Source organism: Streptacidiphilus sp. PAMC 29251 (assembly GCF_054208735.2).
Window position 1 is genome coordinate 650,301 of the sequence record NZ_CM135725.2, and the last position, 21,478, is coordinate 671,778.

Sequence of the window (21,478 nt, forward strand, 5' to 3'; positions counted from 1 at the left end):
GGACACGAAAAAAGCGAGGGCAGACCAGGGGGTCACACCGGCTCAGCGGGACCGCAGTTCGGCACGTGACCCGGCCACCGCGGTGCAGAAGCCGCGCAGCAGGAGGTTCACCCGGTAGCGGGCGTCGGCACCGCCGCCGATCAGTACGACGTCGACCAGTCCGACGTCGACCAGCGATTCGAGGAGTTGCTCCGTCCTCCCCACCGGATGCCCCGCCAACGCCGCGCAGTCCTCCAGCGAGAATTCGGCGGCCGGTGACGATCCGATCCGGACGAAGGCCTCCGCCACCTGCCGGTCGAGTCCGGCGAGGAACTCGGCGAGGATCCGGTGCACCGACACCTGCCGGTCCCCGGCCGTGACCAGTTTGCGGACCGGATCGGCCCTGATCGCCTGGACCAGATCGGCTGTGGTGCGCTCGGTACCGGACAGCAACCGCGTCGCGGCCACCCGCAGCGCCAGGGGGAAGTGACCGCACAGCTCGGCCAATTGGTCGGCCGCGGCCGGCTCCGCCGCACCCCAGCCGCTGCCGAGCATGGTCTCCAGCAGCAGCAGCGAATCCGGGGCGGCCAGCGCGTCCAACCGCAGGGTCCGGCTGCCGCGTTTCAGCACCAGGTCGACCAGGCTGGACCTGGCGGTGACGATCGCGGCACTGCCCGGTTCCGTAGGCAGCAGCCGCTCGATCTGCTCGGTGGCGCTGGCGTTGTCGATGAGCAGCAGACTGCGGGGCTGCCCGCCGGGCTCCACCCGCGGCACCTGCTCGGTTCCGTGCAGCCGGGTGATCCACTGACCGCCGGGGAAGTGCGGCGTCACCAGGTGGGCCAGCCGGACGGCGAGTGCGGTCTTGCCGATCCCGGGCGGGCCCGACACCACGACGACCATCGGACCGGACGACGCGGCGGTCAACTGCTCGGCGAGGACGCCCAACTCCCGCTGCCGACCCACGAAGTGGGGCAGATCAGGGGGCAGCGGCTGTCGCGGCGCCTCGGCCGGTGGACGAGCCGGCGCGGCGGACGTCTGGACCGGCGGCCGGGGGCGGACCCGGGGCCCGAGCTCCTCGCCCCGGAGGATCGCCGCCTCCAGCCGCTGGAGTGCGGCGCCGGGGTAGACACCCAACTCCTCGCGGAGGTAGCGCTTGACGCTGCGGTACTCACGTAGTGCGTCGGCCTGCCGTCCGGTCCGGTAGAGCGCCTCGATCAGCTGCTCCCGGAAGCGCTCATGGCCGGGGTGCACCAGCGTGGCCGCCCGCACCGCCGCGGTCACGTCCCCGTGCTGGCCGAGGTCGATCTGGATGTCGAAACATCGCTCGGCCGCGCGCAACCACTCCTCCGTCAGTCGCGGCACCTCGTCCCGGTGCAGCGCCCCGGAGTGGATGTTGGCCAGCGGCGGACCCTGCCACAGCGCCAACGCCTGGCACAGCAGCGACAGTTCGGACTCCAGGGTGTTCCGGGCCCGGGCCGCCTGGACGAGCTCCCGGAACTGCACCAGATCCAGGCTGTCGGCGGTGGCGGGCAACCGGTACCCACCGGGGACGGTCTCGATCACATTGTCCGAGATGCTGAACTTCTGGAAGAGCTTGCGCAGCCGCAGCACATAGGTCTGGAGCGTGGCCTTGGACGTGGGCGAGGGGCAGTCCTCCCACACGGCGTTCTGCAGGAACTCCACCGACCGGGTCTGATTGGGGTGCAACAGCAGCGCCGCCAGCAGGGACACCGGCTTGGACGGACGGAACACCACGGTCTGGGCCTGGTCCGCGATGCTCACCAGCCCCAGCACGGAGAAGCGCGTCACCGCGGTACGCTCCGCCTGACCGCCGCCGAGGTCCGCTGCGCCGGCGCCTGCGGGGCCTCCGGTGCCTACGGAGCCGACGGTGCCTGCGGGGCGGGAGGCGATCGATGTCAGGGCCAGTGCGCGGGAGTCCCGGGAGACCTCCAGCGCCTTGCCGCGTACCGCTGCCGGATCAGTCACTGCGCGAGTCACTACCCCTTCCTGGGCCGGAGGTTCGTTCCGCCTTCAGGAGTCTGGCAGCGCGTTTCTCCCCCGGGCATCCGTGAAACCCCGCGTCCTCAGCACGCGGGGTTTCCCCGCTGGGTTCACGCGGCGTGGTCTCCGTCGGGTCCGTTCGAGCCCTTGGTCAGCCGTCGATGATCGACATCAATGCCGCGGTGAAGGGCGCGGGGTCCAGGTCGCCGCGGATGGCCAGTTGCTGGTTGTAGCTCATGCAGAGGGCGACGAACCCTTCGGCGATCTGTCCGGCTTGCCGACGCCGACGGTCGGGTACCAGCTCGGCGACCGCGGCCCGCATGGCGGCGAGCTGTTGTTGAACAACGGCCGCCAGTGGCGGCGATACTGCGGCTTCGGCGTAGATCTGGGCGACCAGTCGAGCGTGGTCGGTGTCACGTGCCAGGGCGCGTACGTGTTCGAGGAAGCCCCCGACGGCCTCGACGGTGAGCGCCTGCGGCAGGGCTTCGGTCCCCTGTTCGCAGACGGCGACGACGATCTCGTCCTTGCTGGCGAAGTACCGGTAGATGGCCCCGTTGGAGAGTCCGGACTCGGTGACGATGTCGGCCATGGACGTGCGGGCGAAGCCGTGGCTGGCGAACCGGGCGCGGGCGGCGTCCACGATCTGCCGACGGCGGGCGTCGAGGTGCGCCTGGCTTACCTTGGGCATAAAAGAGTGACCCCTCGTTTTTCTTGGTACGGTAAGGGAGCTTACCGCGCCACCGACTCCCAGGAGCTGCCATGCGTTACCAGACGTTCGGCCGACTGACCGGACTGCGAGTGTCGGAGTACGCGCTCGGGACGGCGAACTTCGGCACATCGGACGCCAGTGCCGGCCCCGAGGGCTCGCGGCAGATCTTCGAGGCCTTCGTCGCCGCCGGCGGCACCACGTTCGACACGTCCAACCTCTACCAGGACGGACAGGCCGAAACCATGCTCGGTGGACTGCTCGGCCGCCAACGGGACGACTTCGTGGTGCTCACCAAGTACAGCGGGACACGGCAGGACCAGCCCCGCCCCGGCACGACGGGTAACAGCCGCAAGATCATGGTCCGTTCCCTGGAGGCGAGTCTGCGCCGTCTGAACACCGACTACGTAGACCTCTTCATGCCGCATTTCCCCGACGGAACCACCCCGGTCGAGGAGATCCTGGCCGGATTCGACGACCTGATCCGCTCCGGCAAGATCCTTCACGGCGGACTCTCCAACTTCCCAGCCTGGCGGGTTGCCGGCGCCGCAGTCCGGGCGGACCTACGCGGCCTGGCCCCACTGGTCGGCATTCAGACCGAATACAGCCTGGCCGAACGATCCGCCGAACGGGAGCTGCTGCCGATGGCACAGGCCCACGGCTTGGGCTCGTTCCTCTACTCCCCGCTGGCCGGAGGACTGCTCACCGGCAAGTACCGGCAGGGCGAACACGGCCGGCTGACCGCTCGCGGCGACACAGTCGTCGAGGGCACCGCACAGCGCACCACCATCGTCGACGCCGTACTGGCGATCGCCGACGAGGTCGGCGCCAGCGCGGTCCAGGTTTCCCTGGCCTGGCTGCGCCGCCGGGCCGCACAGGCCCACACCGCCCTGATCCCGATCGTCGGCCCCCGCTCCCTGACACACCTCGAGGAGTACCTGAAGTCTCTCCACCTCGAACTCAGCGACCAGCACTACCAGCAGCTGGACCAGGTCAGTGCGGTCCGTATGGGGACCCCGCACGAGGACGTCGCGGCCGCGCTGAACCACGGCCTCGACGGCGACCGCACGCTGCTGGACCCTTCCCCCGTTCCCGTCATCTGATTCGTCACCCCCGAGGAGACGGCGTCGGGGTGCCGGTGCTGCTTCGGGTGGCGAGGACGGCCAGTTCGGTGCCGGCCAGCAGGAAGCCGCCGACACCGAAGTCGGCGGTGCTGCTGTAGGTGACGGGCTGGCTGGAATCGGGGCGGTCGCCGACCTTCTGCACGTAGCCGAGTTGCCCGTCGGGGTGGACGGCCGTCGCCACCAGGCCGTTCCAGGCGCGGGCGGCGACCGGCAGGTACGTGGCGGAGGCCACCAGCCCCGTGCTGATCGCGTACGCGGTCCCGTAGACGAAGAAGGCGGTGCCGCTGGTCTCCGGGCCGGGGAAGTGGTTCGGGTCGGCGAGGTTGACGTTCCAGAAGCCGTCCGAGCGCTGCACCTTGGCGACCGCGGTGACCAGCCGGGTCAGCGTGGAGCGGTATTCCGGGACGTTCGCCTGGGTGGCCGGCAGGGCCTTGAGCACCTTCGTGTGCGCGGCTGCCGCCCAGCCGTTGCCGCGCGACCAGACGTCCGGCTTGCCCGACGGTGAGACGATGCCGCCCGGCAGGAAGTTCTTGTCGCGGTACCACAGGCCGGTCGTCGGGTTGTAGAGGCCGGGGCCGCCCTCCGCGCTCTTGGTGTGCGTGTAGAGCTTGTACAGCTTGTCGTAGTAGCCGCTGTCGCCGCGCAGCGCGCCGAGCCGCGCGAACTGCGGCATCGCCATGTGCAGGGCGTCGACCCACCACCAGTCGTCGTTCTTGCCGACCTGGTTGACGTAGGTCATGGTGTGCAGACAGGCCTCGATCGCGGCGATCTTGTTGGCGGCGGGGGCGATGCCGTAGAGGTCGAGGTAGGCCTGGCCCGCGCACTGACTGTCCGCGTCCCGGGTGCTGTTGCCGCCGTTGAGGCCGTAGCTGTGGCTCTGCGCCCAACCGGTCACGTAGTTCAGGTATTTGGCGTCCGAGGTCAGCCGGTACAGGGCGATGAGCCCGCTCATCAGCGTGGCGTCGGCCCACTCGTTGTCGCCGCTGTTCGGGTGCGCCCCGATCCACTGGTCTGCGACTCGCCGCAGCACCGCGACCATGTCCGCACGTGGCGGCAAGGTCGCGGCCGGCGGCACGGCGGCGCTCGCGGCGGGCGCGGACACCGCGGTCAGCGCCGGTACGCCGACCGCGGCGAGCGCGACTCCACCGGCCAGAAAACTCCGTCGATCCATGGTGACGCCTCTCACGAACGGCGAGCAGGAGGTTGAGCCGTCCCATGCTCACAAGGGTGGACGAGGTTCATCCATATGAACAGCTCCACGAGGACGATAGGACTGGACCAATCCTCGGGTCAACCCTCGCGACGGCAATTGGTCCAGACCTTGACCGTGCCATCTCAAGCGAGTTCAATCACTTCCGGAAGCCCCGCCGCCGGTCCGGCGATGCGTCATGGGAGCGCTCCAACACGGTTCTTCCGTGGCTTGGAACACCGAAGGAGGCATCGTGCGCGGATTCCGAATGTCCACGAGAAAACAAACGTCCTGCCTGGTCACCCTGGCGCTGACCCTCGGCGGGACCGGCTTCCTCGCAGCGGCGGTCCCGGCGGCGAGCGCCGGAGCGGCCACCCCGGCGCCGCCGGCCGCCCTGGCCGCGGCCCCGGCAGCTACCACCGCCGCATGCCCATGGGTGCACTCCACCGCCCCGATCCCGCAGCGGGTCAGCCAACTGCTGGCGAAGATGTCCACGGCCCAGAAAGTGACCCTGGCCACCGGGGCCGGCGGTTCCAGCTATGTCGGCTTCACTCCGGCCATCGGCTCGCTGTGCATCCCGGCGATGAACCTGGAGGACGGGCCCGCCGGGGTCGCGGACGGGATGACCGGTGTCACCCAACTCCCGGCCCCGGTCAATGTGGCGTCGACCTGGGACACCGCCGCCGAGCAGACCTACGGACGGGTCATCGGCTCGGAGGAGGCGGCCAAGGGCACCACCGTCGACCTGGGTCCGACCATCAACATCACCCGCGACCCGCGCTGGGGCCGGGCCTTCGAGTCGATGGGCGAGGACCCGTACCTCAACGGCCAACTCGGCGCCGCCGACATCCGCGGGGTCCAGTCCACCGGGGTGATGGCCCAGGTCAAGCACCTGGCCGTCTACAACCAGGAGACCAACCGCAACACACCGTCCGACAACGCGGTGATCAGCAACCGGGCCATGCAGGAGATCTACCTGCCCGCGTTCCAGGACTCGGTGCAGCAGGGCGCGGCCTCCTCGGTGATGTGCTCCTACAGCACCGTCAACGGCACCTACGCCTGCCAGAACCCCTACCTGCTCAACACCGTGCTGCGCCAGCAGTTCGGCTTCACCGGCTTCGTCACCTCGGACTGGGGCGCCACCCACGCCACGGCGGCCTCCGCGAACTCCGGCCTGAACCAGGACATGCCCGGCAACGACGGCTTCTACGGCAGCACCCTGCAGAGCGCGGTCGCCAACGGCTCGGTCAGCCAGGCCACGCTCAACTCGCTGACCACGGGCGTCCTGACCGAGATGTTCGCCTTCGGCCAGTTCGACAAGGCCCCGACCGGTTCGCCCGCGCAGACCGCCACCAGCACGGCCGACCAGAGCACAGCCACCCAACTCGCCGAGGAGGGAACGGTCCTGTTGAAGAACAGCGGCAACCTGCTGCCGCTGGGATCGGCCACCGCCTCGTTGGCGGTGATCGGCGCGGACGCCTCGACCTCCCCGCAGAGCGCCGGCGGCGGCAGCGCGGCCGTCAACTCGAGCGGCACCGTCACCCCGCTGCAGGGGATCACCGCGCGCGCCGCCGGCAGCGGCGTCACCGTGACCTACAACGCCGGCACCTCCACCAGTTCGGCCGCCTCGCTGGCGGCCTCCTCCGGTGCGGCGGTGGTCTTCGTCAGCGACTTCGAGAGCGAGGGCAGCGATCTGGGCGGCATCGACCTGCCGAGCGCCGAGAACTCCCTGATCTCCGCCGTCGCGGCGGCCAACCCCAACACCGTCGTGGTGCTCAACACCGGCTCCGCGGTGACCATGCCGTGGATCAACTCGGTCAAGGGCGTCCTGGAGGGCTGGTACCCGGGCCAGAGCGACGGCACCGCCATCGCCTCGCTGCTCTTCGGCGACACCGACCCCTCCGGCCACCTGCCGGTGACCTTCCCGACCTCACTGTCCCAGGTCCCCGCGCACACGGCGGCACAGTGGCCCGGTACGAACGGAAGCGTGCAGTACTCCGAGGGGGTGGACGTCGGCTACCGCTACTACGACGCCAACGGGCTGACCCCGCTGTTCCCCTTCGGCTTCGGCCTGTCCTACACCAGCTTCGGCTTCAGCAACCTGCATGTCGGCTCGCTGTCGCCAGGCGGTGCGGCCACGGTGACCGCGACCGTCACCAACACTGGCTCGCGGGCGGGCGCCGACGTCGCCCAGCTGTACGTCACCCAGCCGGCGGCGTCCGGCGAGCCCCCGAAGCAGCTCCAGGGGTTCGCCCGGGTCAACCTCCAGCCGGGCGCCAGCCAGACCGTCACCTTCCCGGTGACGCAGCAGAACCTCCGGTACTACAACGCCGCGTCCAACGCCTGGGCCACCAGCACCGGCAGTTACGGCATTTCGGTCGGCGACTCGGACGCCAGTCTTCCGCTGACCGGGGCCCTGTCCGTCACCTCCGCGCAGCTCGCCCAGCCGCTGACCGTCACCACCCCCGGCGTGCAGGAGGGGCCGGCCGGTTCGCCGGTCTCCGTCCAGGTGTCGGCGCACGACGCCACCGCCGCCCAGACCCCCGCCTTCAGCGCGACCGGGCTGCCCACGGGCACGTCGATCTCCACGGGAGGACTCATCACCGGCACACCGACCACAGCGGGCGGCTACACCGCCACCGTCACCGCCCAGGACGCCGCCGGCGCGGCAGCCTCGACCACGTTCCTGTGGACGGTGGTCCCGGCCGACTCGGTCGCGGCCACCCCGCTGGTCGGAGTCGGCGGCCTCTGCCTCGACCTGGCCAGTGACAGCAACACGGACGGCGCCAAGGTCGACGTCTACACCTGCAACGGCACCAACGGCCAGGAGTGGACCGAGGCGTCGAACAGCACCGTGCAGGCGGCCGGCAAGTGCCTGGACGCCAAGGCGGCCGGGACGAGCGTCGGCACCCTGGTCGACCTCTTCACCTGCAACGGCACCGGGGCCCAGGTCTGGCAGCCGCAGGCGAACGGCGCCCTGCTCAACCCCGCCTCCGGCACGTGCCTGACCGACCCGAACTCCTCCACCACGGTCGGCACCCAGGTGATTCTGTCCACCTGCGCCAGCACGGCGAACCAGTCCTGGACCTCCCCGGCGGCCACGGTCGGCGGCTCCGGTTCCGGCGGCCAGGTGACCGGGCTCGCAGGACTGTGCCTCGACGTGGCGGGCGCCAGTACCGTGGACAAGACCAAGGTGGACGTCTACACCTGCAACGGCACCGCCGCCCAGCAGTGGACCGCGTCGAGCGGAACCCTGCAGGCCCTGGGCAAGTGCCTGGACGTCAACGCGGGCGGCACCGCCAACGGCACCCTGGTCGACCTCTTCACCTGCAACGGCACCGGGGCCCAGGTCTGGCAGCCGCAAGCGAACGGCGCCCTGCTGAACCCCGCCTCCGGCAAGTGCCTCGACGACACGGGATCGTCCACCACCCCCGGCACCCAGGTCCAGATCTGGTCCTGCACCGGTGCGGCCAACCAGTCCTGGACCCTTTCCTAGGGCCCGACCCGGCGCTGACGCGTCGCCCCTGGCCGCTGCCGACTCCATGCCCCAGCGACCAGGGGGGTCCAGCGGCCAGGGGCGACGGCCGTACCTGAGGCAGGGTCAGGGCCGCAGGCCCAGGGAGGGCTGCGTCAGCAGCTCCACCAGGGTCCGCACCCCGAACCCGGTCGCACCGGCCGGCCACTCCCCCTCGTCGGCGTCGGACAACGCCGTTCCCTGGATGTCCAGATGCGCCCAGGGGACGCCGGCGGGCACGAACTCGCGCAGGAACAGCCCGGCCAGCAGCGCCGTGCCGTGCCTGGTGCCGATCGTGTAGTTGACCAGGTCGGCCACCCGGGAGTCGAGCTGCCTCCGGTACACCTGCGGCAGCGGCAGCGGCCACAGCGGCTCCCCCGCGCGCTCACCAGCCGCCACCAGGCGTGCCACCAGGTCCGGACCGGTCCCCATGACCGCGGCGATCCGCCGTCCCAGCGCGATGGCGGCGGCGTCGGTGAGGGTGGCGATGTCGACGATCGCGTCCGGACCGGTCTCCCCTGCCAGCACCAGCGCATCGGCCAGGATCAGCCGGCCCTCCGCGTCGGCATGGCGCACCTCCACCGTCGTTCCGTCCCGGATCACCAGCACGTCCCCGACCCGCATCGGATCGGCGTTGGGCATGTTCTCGGTGAGCGGCAGCCAGCCGTCCACGGCGACCGGGCACCCCAGCCCGGCCAGCACGGACATGGCGCAGAGCACCGCGGCGGCCCCGGCCATGTCGGCCTTCATGTCGGCCAGTTGGGCATTGGGTTTCAGCGAGAGCCCGCCCGCGTCATAGGTGACGCCCTTGCCCACCAACGCCACCCGGTAGGGCGGCCGGTCGGTCGGCGTCGGCGGCCGGTAGCCCAGCCGCACCAGCCGCGGCGGGGCCAGCGAGCCCCGGGCCACCCCGGCCAGGCCGCCGAGCCGCTCGGCCACGATCCTGTCCTGGTCCCACACCTCGCAGTCCAGCCCGGAAGCCGCGGCGAGGGCAGCCGCCCGCTCGGCGAACAGCTCCGGGGTGAGCGCCTGGCCCGGCTCGTTCACCAGGTCCCTGGCCCGCAGCACCGCCTCGCCGACCAGGACGCCCGCCGCGAGCCCGGCCGCGGGGTCCCCGGGGCCCCCAGGGTCCGCGTCGGCTTCCCCCTGGTCCAAGGGGACGATGTCGAGCCACTGGTCGACCGAACCGCCGGGACCGCTCCGGTAGCCGGTGAAGCGGTAGCCGCCGAGCAGGTATCCCTCGACCAGCGGACGCAGGTCGGGCAGCGGTGCGAGCAGGGTGATCCTCCGGTGTCCGGTCACCGCCCGGGCGAGCTGGGCCGCCGCGCCGCGCACCGCCGCCCGGTCCAGGTCCTGGCGCGGGCCGACGCCCAGCAGCACCCGGGTCGGCCCGCCGGGAGGTCCTGGCAGCTGCAGCACCTGGCCGACCGCTCCGGAGAAGCCGGCACCGGCCAGGAACCCGGCCGTCAGATCACCGGGCAGTTCCCCGGAGCACACGGGCGTGACCACGGCGTCGGTGTCCGGCCCGGGGGCGGACCGCAGCCCCCAGCGCGGGCTCACGCTCCGCGCGCGGCACGTCGGGCCGCGCCCCAGGACTCCAGTTCGGCCAGGTACTGGGCGGCCGGGCCCGCCATCCCGCCCGCCGCCGCCGTCCGCTGCCAGCCCCGCGCGGCGGTGATCGCGTAGGGGTCCAGGCGCAGGGTCTGCAGATAGCAGTCCTCGGCCGGCGTGGTCAGCCCGGCCCGCTCGAAGCACTGGGCGGCCGCGGCGTAGCCGAGCGCGGTGGACACCGGGCCGAGCCGGGCGGTGCGCAGGTAGCTGTCGGCGGCCTCGGCGAAGCGCTCCTGCCTGAGCAGGCTCTCCGCGTGTTCGATGTGCGACTTGGGCTCGTACGGGTCCAGGGCCAGCACCTGCTCGACCAGTGCGTGGCCGTCCTGCTCCTCGCCGAATCCGAAGGATTCCTTGGAGCGGCTCTCCAGGCAGGCCCGCAGGTTCTCCCGCTTGAGGAACTCCTGGTAGGGGCCCTCGGCCGGCGCCGAACGGGCCAGTTCCTCGGCCCGGTCCATGTCGCGGGCCAGCCAGTCCCGGTCGCGCAGCAGGAACGGCAGATAGCTGACGCTGCGGTAGAAGCGGCTCTCCAGCATCGCCTTCTCGAACGCGGGCCGGCCCGGCTCGGCCAGCAGTTCCACGAGGCTGCTCGCACCGGCTTCCCGCCAGGCGGTGACCTCCGCGACCGAGCGGGTGTGCCTGGCGTGGAACACCACCGCGAAGGTGGCCACGACATGGCGGAGGTGGACCGGGCAGGCCGGGTGTCCGGCGATGGCGAAGGAGTTCTCGGGCACGGCGACCGTGCCGCCGGCGGAGCCGACCGAGCCGACGTAGCGGATCAGGTCGCGCCAGTGCTGGAGCCGCAGCTCGGCGGGGTCCGCCAACAGCGCGGCGGGAACCGCGGGCAGGAGGTCCAGCACCAGCTCGCCGAAGCCCAGCCGGAACAGCACCACCGCGATCCGGTGCTGCTGCTCGGTGTCGCAGTCCGCGAAGCCCTCCACCCAGCCGCAGAGGGTGTCCCAGGCGGGAGTGCGCAGCGTGGCGGGCAGGTCGGCGGGGTGCTTCACGGCGAAGCCGGTCAGGCCAGACTCCCGGACCAGGTTGCTCCGGAACGCGGGCGGCATCAGCCGCTGCCAGTTCAGCTCCGGGCGGGCGCCGCGCTCGGCGAACGCGAAGGCCAGGCTGGGGAGTCGGGCGTAGAGGCCGGGTGACTGCGACTCACCGAGATTGAAGTACGACGCGTACATCTGGTAGTGCCAGTTGTTGCGGTAGGGGTGTTCCGGGTCGCGGACGGCGGCGCTGCGGACCACCTCGGCCATCGGTCCGTCCTCGGCCACCTCGGCCACCGCGACCAGGGCGTCCCTGGTGGCGGTCGCGCGCGGGGCGGCCCGGAAGGCGCGTTCGTTGAGCACCCGGCCGAACTCCGGCCGACCGAGGGCGCGGGCGCACTCGGCCGCCCTCAGCAGGGCGAAGGCCGTCCCGTAGGGTCCCAGCCTGGCGGCGAGCAGATAGCCGGCCAGCGCCTCCTCACGCCGCCCGTCCCGCTCGGCGGCCTGGGCGGCCTGCATCCGGATCTTCACACAGCTGGGGTCGAGCAGCAGTCCCGCGGCCAGTTCGCGCTGCTCGGTCTCCGCGTCGCCGCGCCGCACCGCGATCTCCAGGCTGCGGTCCAGCAGCCTGCGTCTGCCCTCCAGCAGGACCAGCCCGTCCTCGGCGTCGGCCGCGGTGAGGTCGGCGACCGTCTCCTGAGCAGCCGTCAGGAGTGCCTGGGCCTGGGTGAACTCCTGCCGGCGTTCGGCGGCCATCACCTCGCGCAGGACCAGCCGGGTCTGCAGGATGCCCTGCTCGAAGGGGGTGAGTTCGGCGGCGAGGCCCTTCAGCAGGTCTCTGGCGCGGGCCAGCATCAGCGGTGCGGCCGAGGCGTCACCCGCGTGCCGCGCCAGCAGGTAGCCCCAGCCGGCGACGGCCTGGACGTGGGTGATCGTGGCCGCCGGGTGGTCGACCAGCGGACGGTAGGCGGCGACCGTACGGTCGGAGAAGCCCTCGGCGGCGAACAGGGCGACCGCCCGGGCGGACTGCAGGCTCGCCAGGACCGGGTCCTGGCAGTCCTGGGCGGTGAGGTCGGCCGGAGCCACCCTCAGCACCGCCCGCGGCAGGCAGGCGGCGACGAGCCACTGGGCGAGGCCGGCCCGGTCGACCGGATCGAGGCCGGCCCGGTTCCGGTAGGCCTCGGACAGGCGCAGCCAGTCCGGCGAGGCCAGCTCCTCGGCGAGGTCGGTCGGCGCGTCCACCCGGTAGCCGGCCAGTCCCGACTCCTCCACCAGGAGCCGCCGATAACTGCCCGGCATTGTCATGCCGAATCGCAGCGCCAATGGCGCGCGCTGCACGAACCTCCTGGCCGAAAGAATGACGGCTTTTGCCTGGACAACTGTCGCAGGTGATTCCGCTCCGTCGAAGTAGGGGCGGTGCACCTCAAGAGTCAGCCAGCTCGGCGCATTCACGCCGACGATTCCGCGGCCGACGTCCCATCGCTGCACCACGTGATTCCCATCATTCTCGGCTGCGGGGAATGCGCCCTGCCGCCGGGAAGGCGACAGGGCGCGGACACGAACGGACGAGCGGACGCTCAGGCGCCGTCGTCGATAAGACAGGTCCAGCAGTCCGCCGCACCCGTGCTGATCTCGACCTCGTCCGCGAGGTCCTCCCACGACTCATAGGACATGACGCGACTCCTTTCACCGGGGGCCGGCCCTCGGATGGGATCCGGCAGGGTTTTCCCTGTATTTATGGCATATTCATGTCACGCGGTCAAGGCTTCGGAGCGGAAATCGCCGACAGCAGGAAATCGATCTCCGCGTCATTGGTCCAGTAATGCGGGGAGACGCGGACGAGTCCGTCCGGAACAGATACCTGAATACCCGCGCGGGCCAGGTCGGCGACCATGCGCGCGGAGTCGCCACCGGGCTCGGAAAAGCTGACGATTCCGGACTGCGCGGCCGGATCCGAAGACCCCGCCGGGCAATATCCACGATCAAGGAGCGCGCTTCGCACCCGATCGGCGAGAAGCAGCGTCCGGGCGGCCGCGGCGGCGCCGCCGACCGACTCCAGCTCCGCCAGGGCGGCGGCCAGCCCCACCACCCCGAGGACGTCGTACATCCCGCCCTCGACCCGGGCGGCGGTCGCCCGCTCCGGAAGGTCGTAGCGCAGCGCGCCCGGCCCCTTCATCAGCTCTGCCGCGCCGTCGAAGCCGAACCAGCCGGTGGGCGTGCTCCGCAGCAGCGGCAGCCGCTCGGCCCGGCAGTAGAAGACCCCGGTGCCGGGCGGACCGCAGAGCCACTTGTGCGCACCGGCCGCCAGGAAGTCCACCGGGGTGTCGGCCATCGACAGCGGCAGCACCCCGAGGCTCTGCACCGCGTCCACGCTGACCAGCGCGCCGACCCGGGCCGCCAGCGCGCAGACGGCGCCCAGGTCGCAGCGGAACCCGGTGGCGAAGTTGACATGGCTGACCGCGACCAGCCGGGTCTGCGGCCCGATCGCCGCCGCTACGTCCTCCAGCAGGTAGCCGCCCTGACGCATCGGCACCCAGCAGGGCTTCACCCCCAGCCGCTCCAGCCGTAACCAGGGCCTGACGTTGGCCGGGAAGTCGCCCTGGAACAGCACCACCTGGTCCCCCGGCCGCCAGTCGAGGCCGTCCGCGACCAGGTGCACCCCGGTGGAGGTGTTGGGCACCAGGGCGACCTCGGCCGGGGAGCAGTCCAGCAGCCGCGCGAACGCCGCCCTGGCCGTCGCCCGGGCCCCGAACAGCTGACCGACGTGGACGCTGCCGTCCGGCAGGACCTCCTCGAGTGCGGCGCGCATCGCCCGCACCGCGGGCGGACGCAGCCGGCCGAACCCGGCGTAGTCCAGGTAGGCCCGGACCCCGGCGGTCACCGGGCGGTGTCCGACACCGGCACCGGATCCGGTACCGGCGCGGCCGGGCCGCGGTCCGTGCGCAGGGCGAGCGCCGCCAGCCACACCGCCACCGCCAGCGGCACACTGTGCAGCAGCAGCACCCACTGCGGGAGCCAACTGGGGCGCAGCAGAGCGCTGGTGAGCAGCAGTCCGGCCATGAACCCGCCGTTGACCACGATCTGCGACAGTCCGAAGGCCCGGCCCCGCCGTGCGTCGGGCAGGCTCTGCAGCGCCTGTTTGAAGGTGATCTCGCTGAGGGCGTCACCGAATCCGGCGGCCACGGCCGAGGCCAGCCGGGGCCACCAGCCGTCGAACCAGAACACGCCGATGAACCCGGCCGACATCACCATGGTCGCCAGGCAGAACACCAGGCCGGGATTGCGGCTGATGACCTTCTTGGCCAGCGGCCGGAAGACGAACCCGCCCAGCAGCAGACCGGCCGCCCAGCACCCCCAGACCGCGCCCGACACGGAGGCCGGCGCGCCGGGACGCAACTGGGTTCCCAGGATCGGCAGCCCGACCTGCTGCGAGGAACTGCTGAAGGCGTCCAGGCCGCGCAGCACCACCAGGCTCGCGAAGCCGGCCGCGACCAGCACCGGCCACGCCGCCGCCCGACCGCCGGAGTCCTGTGCCACCGCCCCGGCGCCCTCGCGCATCCGCAGCCTCAGTAGCAGCAGCACCGTGGCGGAGAGCCCGTAGCTGGCTGCGTCGAGCGCGAAGACACCGCGGTAGCCGACCAGCGGGACCATGACCGTGGCCAGGCCCATCCCGATGACGAACGCCACCCCTTTGAGGCCTGCCAGCACACTGTTGACGGCCTGGGTGCGCTCGCCGGCGAGGACCGGGGTCGCCGCCGAGAGCGTGCCCTCGAACACCGAGCGGCCCACCCCCACCAGCACCACCGCGGGATAGAGCCACCAGGTCTGCGCCCGGTCCGGCAGCAGCGCGAGCGGCACCAGCACCAGCAGCCGGACCAGGTCGGCGCTGATCATGGTCCAGCGCCGGTTCCAGCGGTCGCCGTAGCGGTGGCCCAGGCGTCCGCCGACGATCGCCCCCGAGTACAGGGCGACACTGACCAGCCCGGTGGCGAGCGCGGCATGACTGCGCTCCCACACGAACACGGACAGGCAGATGAAGTCGAGGGCGTAGCCGATGTCCGAGATGGTCTTGGCCGTGAGCAGAATGCCCAGGTCGGACCGGGTCGCCGAGTTCTTTCGGAGCTGAGCGGGGTCTGCCCCCACTTCACCGGACCGCATCCACCGCACCCCCATGCTTGTCAGGCTCACGCAAGGATTGCGCACCCGGTCAGCCCCCACAAGAGGGCGGCCCCAGGGGGCGCCGGCGCCGATCGGTCAGTTTCGAAGAAGCGGCGGCCGGTGCCCCCTCCCTAGGGTGGGATCACCGGCGGAACCAGCAGGTCCGCCGCCGGACCGCCCCGAGCCACAGGAGGACTTCCACCATGAGCAGCGACATCAGCGTGATCCTCTACCACGTCAAGGACCTCGACCGGGCCAAGGCGCTCTACACCTCCTTCCTCGGTGTCGAGCCGGCCACGGACTCCCCCTACTACGTCGGCTTCGAGCTCGGCAGCCAGCAGATCGGGCTCGTCCCGGACGGCGACCAGCACGGCGGCGCCGGCCCGGTCTGCTTCCGCGACGTGCCCGACATCGCCGCCGCCCGCGAGGCGCTCCTCGCCGCCGGTGCCGAGTCCCACGAGGAGCCGCACGACGTCGGCGGCGGCCTGCTGGTCGCCTCGGTCAAGGACGCGGACGGCAACCTCATCGGACTCCGCCAACTGCCGTGACCCCGGGGGCCGGACCGCCGGCCCGCGGGTGCGGTCACCGCTGCCCGCCGTGCAGCGGTGACGTCAGCTCAACCCTGCTGCTGCCACGCGCAGTTCGTCGAGTGCGGCTCGGGTGTGGGTCGCCAGCTCGCCGGGGTCGTGGTCGCGGGCGGGGTCGGCCCACCGGTTGAAGCCGAGTTTGAACGCGAGCACACCGAGCTCAGCGGCCACGTGCGCGGTGGGCCCGGCGACGTTCCGTCGCTCCAACGCGTCGACCATCGCCGCAGCCATGCCGATGCTCTTCAGCGCGTTGCGCTCCTGCAGCTCCTGGTTCGCCTCGATCGCCGCGTGCAGCAGGGGGCCGAGTTGCCGGTTGAAGGCCGTCATCTCTCCCGAGGCGCGCTCCAGGCCGGCCGCGACGGCCGCCATCGGAGTCGCGTCCGCCGGAGCGGCATCGATGCCCTCGGCCAGCAGGCGGCTGAGGACCCGCTGTCCTGCGGTGAGAATCTCCCGCTTGTCGGCGAAGTGGCGGAAGAAGGTGCTCCGGGTGAGGCCCGCGCGCTCGGCGATCTGAGCGACCGTCGTGTTGTCGTAGCCCTGCTCGGCGAACAGCTCCAGCGCCGCCACGGCCAGGCGCTCGCGGGCATCGGGCTTCCATCTCGGCATGGGTCCACTCTAGACGATGCGACTGGTGTCGCATCAGGTGTACGGTGATGGGACACCAGTCGCATCACCTTCGGGAGTCCCTCATGCGCGTCTTCATCACCGGCGGAACGGGCCTGATCGGCACCGCCGTCGTCGCCGAACTGCTCACCGCAGGCCATTCGGTCACCGCCCTCGCCCGCTCCGACGCCTCCGCCGCGAGCGCCCGGGCGGCCGGCGCCGACGTGCTCCGCGGCGCGCTCACCGACCTCGACGTGCTGCGAACCGGAGCGGAACAGGCGGACGGCGTCATCCACCTCGCCTTCAGCAACGACTTCAGCTCGCCCGAGGCACTCGCCCGGGGCATCGCCGAGGAGGGAGCCGCGCTCGCGACCCTCGGCGAGGCCCTGGTCGGCACCGACCGGCCGCTGGTCACCGTCTCGGGCACCCCCACGTGCCCGGACGCGCTTCGACCGAGGACGACCCGCTGCCGACCGCTGGACCCGTCGCCGGACGCAGCCGGTCGGTGACCCGCGCACTCGACCTGGCCTCGCGCGGCGTACGCAGCTCGGCGGTACGGCTGCCCCGCACCGTCCACAACCGGGGCACGGGCGGCTTCGCCGGACTGCTGACCACCATCGCCCGCGGCACCGGCGTCGCCGGCTACCCCGGGGACGGCACGCAGCGCTGGCCCGCCGTCCACGCGCTGGACGCCGCCGTCCTGTTCCGGCTCGCACTGGAGCAGGCCCCGGCCGGAAGCTCCTGGCACGCCGTGGACGACGAAGGCGACGCGGTGGCCGACATCGTCGCGGTCATCGGGCGGCGGCTCGACCTCCCGGTCAGGTCCGTGCCCGAGGAGAACTTCGGTCCGCTGGGCCCGATCTTCGCGACCGACCAGCCCGCCTCCAGCGCCCGCACCCGCACCGCACTCGGCTGGGAGCCGACCCACCCGAGCCTGCTCAAGGACCTGGAGAACATCGAAGCCTGAGCCGACCGCGTTCAGCGGCCCGATCGCCGGCCCTGCCGCAGTTCGTTGAGCGACTCGGTCATCCGTTCCAGGAAGCGGGACACGGTGCGGAGTTCGTCCGCGCTGAACTCGGCACGGACGGCGTCGGTGGACTCGCCGACCGGACGGAACCAGGCCGCGGCGAGCGCGCCCGCGCCCGGGTTGTAGTGGATCTGGACCTGGCGGCGGTCGGACCCGTCCCTGGTGCGGCGCAGGTGCCCGGCGCGTTCGAGGCGGTCGAGGACGGCGCTGACGGCGCCGGAGGTGATGCCGAGCTCCTGCCGCAGCCAGCCGGGGTTGACCGGGGTGCCCGGCTGGTCCAGGGCGGCGTTCATCACACACAGCAGGGCCTGCACATCGGTGGTGTGCAGGCCCTGCGCCGCGGCGAAGTCGTGCCCGAGCAGGTTGAACTCGGTGGACAGCCCCTGGAGCTGCCGGACGAACGCATGGCGTTCGACGTCCATGATCACCAGTTTCCGGTGTGGTTGAAGTCGACAGGTCGGGGCATACGGCTCAGTCAGCAAGTATCTCAATCGTTGAGATATATTTCAGCGCATCCTGAGCCCGCGCTCTTCAGTCTTCCGTGTAAGGACCCGTCATGCGTAGCCGCTATGTCGTCCCCCTGGTGCTGTTGCTCGTCTGGCTCGGTCTGGGTGCGGCCTTCGGCCCCTACGCCGGGAAGCTGGGCGAGGTCGCCACCAACGACAGCTCCGCCTTCCTGCCGAAGAGCGCCGAGTCGACCCAGGTCGCCGCCCTGCAGAAGTCCTTCCAAGGCCAGTCCGTACTGCCGGTGATCGTGGTCTGGCAGACCGACCGGGGAGCGGCCGTCAGCGCGGACCAGCGCTCCGCCGCTGCCGCCGCGCTGCAGCAGGCCGCCAAGGTGCCCGGGGCAGTCGGGGCGGCCTCCCCGGTACTGGCCGCCAAGGACGGCCGGGCGCTGGAGGGCGTGGTGCAACTGCGCGCGGACCTCGGCGACAAGGTCAAGGACAGCGTGGACGCGGTCCGCGCCAAGGTCTCCGCCGTACCGGGGACCCAGGTCGGCCTGGCCGGCCCCGCGGCGCTGCAGAACGACCTGTCCGGGGCCTTCGCCGGGATCGACGGGCTGCTGCTGCTCGTCGCGCTGGCGGTGGTACTGGTGATCCTGCTTGCGGTCTACCGCAGCGTGCTGCTCCCGCTGCTGGTCATCCTCGGCGCGGTGTTCGCGCTCGGGGTGGCCTGCGCGATCGTCTACGTGCTCGCCCGGCACGGAATCGTGCGGGTGGACGGCCAGGTGCAGGGGATCCTGTCGATCCTGGTGATCGGAGCGGCCACGGACTACGGCCTGCTGATGTCCGCCCGCTTCCGCGAGGAGCTGCAGCGGCACGGCGACCGCTTCACGGCCATGCGGATCGCCTGGCGCCAGTCCGTGCAGCCGATCGCCGCCTCGGGGTCGACCGTGGCGCTGAGCCTGCTGGTGCTGCTGCTCTCCGACCTGACGAACAATCAGGCGCTCGGGCCGGTCGGTGCGATCGGCGTGGTCTGCGCGGTGCTGTCCGCACTCACCTTCCTGCCCGCCGCGCTGGTGCTCTGCGGGCGCGCGGCGTTCTGGCCGGCCCGGCCCAAGGCCGACGGGACCGGCGCGGTGCACGGCGTCTGGAGCCGGGTGGCGGCCCTGGTCGGCCGTCGGCCGCGCCTGGTCTGGGGCTGCGGCCTGATCCTGCTGGCCGGCCTGGCGGCGTTCGCACCGACCCTGGACTCGGGCGGGGTGCCGCAGAGCCAGCTGTTCACGACCACCCAGCCCTCGGTGACCGCGCAGAAGCTGCTCGCCGCGCACTTCCCCGGCGGCTCCGGCAACCCGGCCGTGGTGATCGCCGAGGCCGACTCGGCCGACCGGGTGGGCGCGGCAGCGAAGGGCGTCCACGGAGTCAGCTCGGTCACGTCCTTCACCGGGGCCGCGCCCGGCGGCCCGGCCAAAGTGGTCGACGGCAGGGTCCAACTGCAGGTCACCCTCACCGACACTGCGGACAGCGACGCCGCGGTCGACACGGTGAAGGCGCTGCGCTCGGCCGTGCACGCCGTTCCCGGCGCGCAGGCCGAGGTCGGCGGCTTCACCGCACAGCAGTACGACACCCGGCACACCGCCGAGCACGACCGGACGGTGATCGTGCCGGTGGTCCTGCTGTGCGTCCTGATCATCCTCATCCTCCTGCTGCGGGCCCTGATCGCACCGCTGCTGCTGGTGCTCTCGGTCGCGCTGTCCTACCTGGCGACCCTCGGGGTGGCGGCGATCGTCTTCCCGCACATCCTCGGCTTCTCGGCCACCGACCCCTCGGTCCCGCTGTACGGGTTCATCTTCCTGGTGGCGCTGGGCGTGGACTACAACATCTTCCTGATGACCCGGGTCCGCGAGGAGACCCTGCCGCACGGCACCAGGGACGGTGTCCTGCGCGGACTGACCGCCACCGGCGGGGTGATCACCTCGGCCGGAGTGGTGCTGGCGGCGACCTTCGCGGCCCTGGGCGTCATCCCCCTGGCCTTCCTGGCGCAGATCGCCTTCATCGTCGCCTTCGGCGTCCTGCTCGACACCCTGCTCGTCCGCTCACTGGTGGTGCCCGGCCTGGTCTACGACCTCGACGACCGGGTCTGGTGGCCCAGCGCCCTGGCCCGTAGGAAGGCCGACGGCGATCTAGGCAGGCGCGGCGGCGGCGTTCGGGTCGGCGGGAGCGACGGGAGCCGGGGGACCCGGGCGTAGCAGCAGTCCAGGCCGATCACAGCGAGGACCAGCCAGTGCCCGGAGCGACGCCCGTCGCCCGAGGGGGCCGACGGCGTCTTCCCAGGGACTGGTGGGGCGTGGTTGCCGGGGTCCGTCATGGGGATCCGTTCTCACGGGGAGAGAGCCTCGCCGGCGCCTCGCGTGCAAGCACAATCGGCGAGCCACGTCGAGGGAGCCGTACATGCCGACGCAGGCCACACTCACATGATCACGCACCTGCTGCGACCGGACGCCGGGCGACACCGCCGAACGGGCGCAGGGACGACAGCTGACCCCCAGCGTCTTTAACCGGCGCACATCTGCGCAGCTCACTGCTGCGCCGTCCACCACGACGGTGGGCGGCGCATCGCCACGACCGGGCACGATCCGGCCCGTGCTATGAATTGTTCGTGTCGAAGGAAGAGATACTCGCCGACCGCCTCCGCGAAGCGGGCTACGCCGCAAAGGAAGTAGCGGAGGCAGTCGGTGGAGCGGTCGCCATCGCCGGACTGGTGACGCTCGAGGACGGCACCGAGTTGTTCGCGAAGACCCTGGCCGGTCCGGATCGGGACGTTTTCCAGGTGGAGGCCACCGGGTTGTCCGAGCTGCGACGTGACGGCGGAGCGAACACACCCGACATCCTGTGCTCCTCGCCGCGGCTGCTCGTGCTCGAGAGGATGCAGCCGCGCCGGGGGGACGAGGAGGACTTCTGGGAGCAACTCGGCCGGATGGTCGCCGCCCTGCACCTGTCCACCGTCTCGGACCGGTTCGGCTGGCACCGCGACGGGTGGCTCGGCCGCCTGCGCCAGGACAACACCTGGGACAGGGACGGCCCCGCCTTCTTCGCGGAACGCCGGATCCTGCGCTGGCTTTCGGAACCGCTGGTCGAGGCCGTATTCGACCGTCACGAGCGGCAGGCACTGGAACGGCTGTGCGCGGCCCTGCCCGACCTGGTTCCACCCCAGCCTCCGTGCCTGACCCACGGTGATCTGTGGCAGGAGAACATTGTCGCCACCAGCACGGGGGCTCCGGTGTTGATTGACCCCGCCGTGTCCTACGGCTGGCCCGAGATCGACCTCAGCATGCTCTGGTGCTCACCGCGCGCGGCCGCGACGGAGCGTTTCTTCTCCGTGTACCAGGAGCTGGCCCCACTCCAGAACGGCTGGCAGGAGCGGATGCCCCTCCTTCATCTTCGGGAACACCTCAGTGCGGTCGCCCACGGCGACGACAGTTGGGGCGCGGTCGACGCCGTCAGGACGGCCATCGCGCCGTTCCTTCGGAAGGTCGGGCGGTGAAGGCAGGTC

14 protein-coding genes and 1 pseudogene are annotated in these 21,478 nt (G+C 71.6%); 6 read left to right on the forward strand and 9 right to left on the reverse strand.

Going from position 1 to position 21,478, the window contains the following annotated elements:
* Positions 1-42 precede the first annotated feature (42 nt).
* Together ACXKR8_RS03165 and ACXKR8_RS03170 are read right to left on the reverse strand one after the other, a co-directional pair.
* On the reverse strand, positions 43-1,977 hold the full coding sequence (locus ACXKR8_RS03165; protein ID WP_458271359.1) for an AfsR/SARP family transcriptional regulator: 1,935 nt from the start codon (positions 1,975-1,977) through the stop codon (positions 43-45).
* A 154-nt stretch (positions 1,978-2,131) separates the two neighbouring features.
* Positions 2,132-2,668: a TetR/AcrR family transcriptional regulator gene (locus tag ACXKR8_RS03170; protein ID WP_458271360.1), complete on the reverse strand. Its 537-nt coding sequence runs from the start codon at positions 2,666-2,668 to the stop codon at positions 2,132-2,134.
* Between the two features lie 71 nt (positions 2,669-2,739).
* Here ACXKR8_RS03170 and ACXKR8_RS03175 point away from each other — a divergent pair, with 71 nt between their 5' ends.
* Positions 2,740-3,789 (forward strand): aldo/keto reductase, encoded by a 1,050-nt coding sequence (locus tag ACXKR8_RS03175; protein WP_458271361.1) that lies wholly within the window; start codon positions 2,740-2,742, stop codon positions 3,787-3,789.
* A gap of 4 nt (positions 3,790-3,793) precedes the next feature.
* Here the strand turns inward: ACXKR8_RS03175 and ACXKR8_RS03180 are convergent, their stop codons facing one another.
* Positions 3,794-4,981 (reverse strand): glycoside hydrolase family 88 protein, encoded by a 1,188-nt coding sequence (locus tag ACXKR8_RS03180; RefSeq protein ID WP_458271362.1) that lies wholly within the window; start codon positions 4,979-4,981, stop codon positions 3,794-3,796.
* 286 nt (positions 4,982-5,267) lie between these two features.
* On the opposite strand from ACXKR8_RS03180, the gene ACXKR8_RS03185 reads away from it, so the two are divergent.
* Positions 5,268-8,495, forward strand: a complete 3,228-nt coding sequence (locus tag ACXKR8_RS03185) for a glycoside hydrolase family 3 C-terminal domain-containing protein (RefSeq protein ID WP_458271363.1) — start codon at positions 5,268-5,270, stop codon at positions 8,493-8,495.
* A 105-nt stretch (positions 8,496-8,600) separates the two neighbouring features.
* Here ACXKR8_RS03185 and ACXKR8_RS03190 read toward each other — a convergent pair whose 3' ends face one another.
* The 4 genes from ACXKR8_RS03190 to ACXKR8_RS03205 all read right to left on the reverse strand — a co-directional run bounded on the left by ACXKR8_RS03190 (position 8,601) and on the right by ACXKR8_RS03205 (position 15,268).
* Positions 8,601-10,073 (reverse strand): leucyl aminopeptidase, encoded by a 1,473-nt coding sequence (locus tag ACXKR8_RS03190; protein WP_458271364.1) that lies wholly within the window; start codon positions 10,071-10,073, stop codon positions 8,601-8,603.
* A complete protein-coding gene (locus tag ACXKR8_RS03195) occupies positions 10,070-12,448 on the reverse strand; it encodes a tetratricopeptide repeat protein (protein ID WP_458271365.1) in 2,379 nt (792 codons plus the stop codon). The genes ACXKR8_RS03190 and ACXKR8_RS03195 overlap by 4 nt, the downstream gene beginning before the upstream one ends.
* Positions 12,449-12,869: 421 nt before the next feature.
* The gene (locus ACXKR8_RS03200; RefSeq protein WP_458271366.1) at positions 12,870-13,991 is read right to left on the reverse strand and encodes an aminotransferase class V-fold PLP-dependent enzyme; all 1,122 of its coding nucleotides are present in this window, start codon (positions 13,989-13,991) and stop codon (positions 12,870-12,872) included.
* Positions 13,988-15,268, reverse strand: a complete 1,281-nt coding sequence (locus tag ACXKR8_RS03205; protein ID WP_458271367.1) for an MFS transporter — start codon at positions 15,266-15,268, stop codon at positions 13,988-13,990. Before ACXKR8_RS03205 ends, ACXKR8_RS03200 begins: the two co-directional genes overlap by 4 nt.
* Positions 15,269-15,471: 203 nt before the next feature.
* On the opposite strand from ACXKR8_RS03205, the gene ACXKR8_RS03210 reads away from it, so the two are divergent.
* Entirely contained in the window at positions 15,472-15,816 is a 345-nt protein-coding gene (locus ACXKR8_RS03210; RefSeq protein ID WP_458271368.1) for a VOC family protein, read from the forward strand.
* Between the two features lie 63 nt (positions 15,817-15,879).
* Here ACXKR8_RS03210 and ACXKR8_RS03215 read toward each other — a convergent pair whose 3' ends face one another.
* The gene (locus ACXKR8_RS03215) at positions 15,880-16,461 is read right to left on the reverse strand and encodes a TetR/AcrR family transcriptional regulator (RefSeq protein WP_458271369.1); all 582 of its coding nucleotides are present in this window, start codon (positions 16,459-16,461) and stop codon (positions 15,880-15,882) included.
* 83 nt (positions 16,462-16,544) lie between these two features.
* Between ACXKR8_RS03215 and ACXKR8_RS03220 the strand changes: the two are divergent.
* Positions 16,545-17,425 (forward strand): annotated as a pseudogene (locus ACXKR8_RS03220) (SDR family oxidoreductase).
* Between the two features lie 11 nt (positions 17,426-17,436).
* Here ACXKR8_RS03220 and ACXKR8_RS03225 read toward each other — a convergent pair.
* Positions 17,437-17,907: a MarR family winged helix-turn-helix transcriptional regulator gene (locus tag ACXKR8_RS03225; RefSeq protein WP_458271371.1), complete on the reverse strand. Its 471-nt coding sequence runs from the start codon at positions 17,905-17,907 to the stop codon at positions 17,437-17,439.
* A 134-nt stretch (positions 17,908-18,041) separates the two neighbouring features.
* On the opposite strand from ACXKR8_RS03225, the gene ACXKR8_RS03230 reads away from it, so the two are divergent.
* Positions 18,042-20,174 (forward strand): MMPL family transporter, encoded by a 2,133-nt coding sequence (locus tag ACXKR8_RS03230; RefSeq protein ID WP_458271372.1) that lies wholly within the window; start codon positions 18,042-18,044, stop codon positions 20,172-20,174.
* 410 nt (positions 20,175-20,584) lie between these two features.
* Entirely contained in the window at positions 20,585-21,469 is an 885-nt protein-coding gene (locus tag ACXKR8_RS03235) for a fructosamine kinase family protein (protein ID WP_458271373.1), read from the forward strand.
* Positions 21,470-21,478 lie beyond the last annotated feature (9 nt).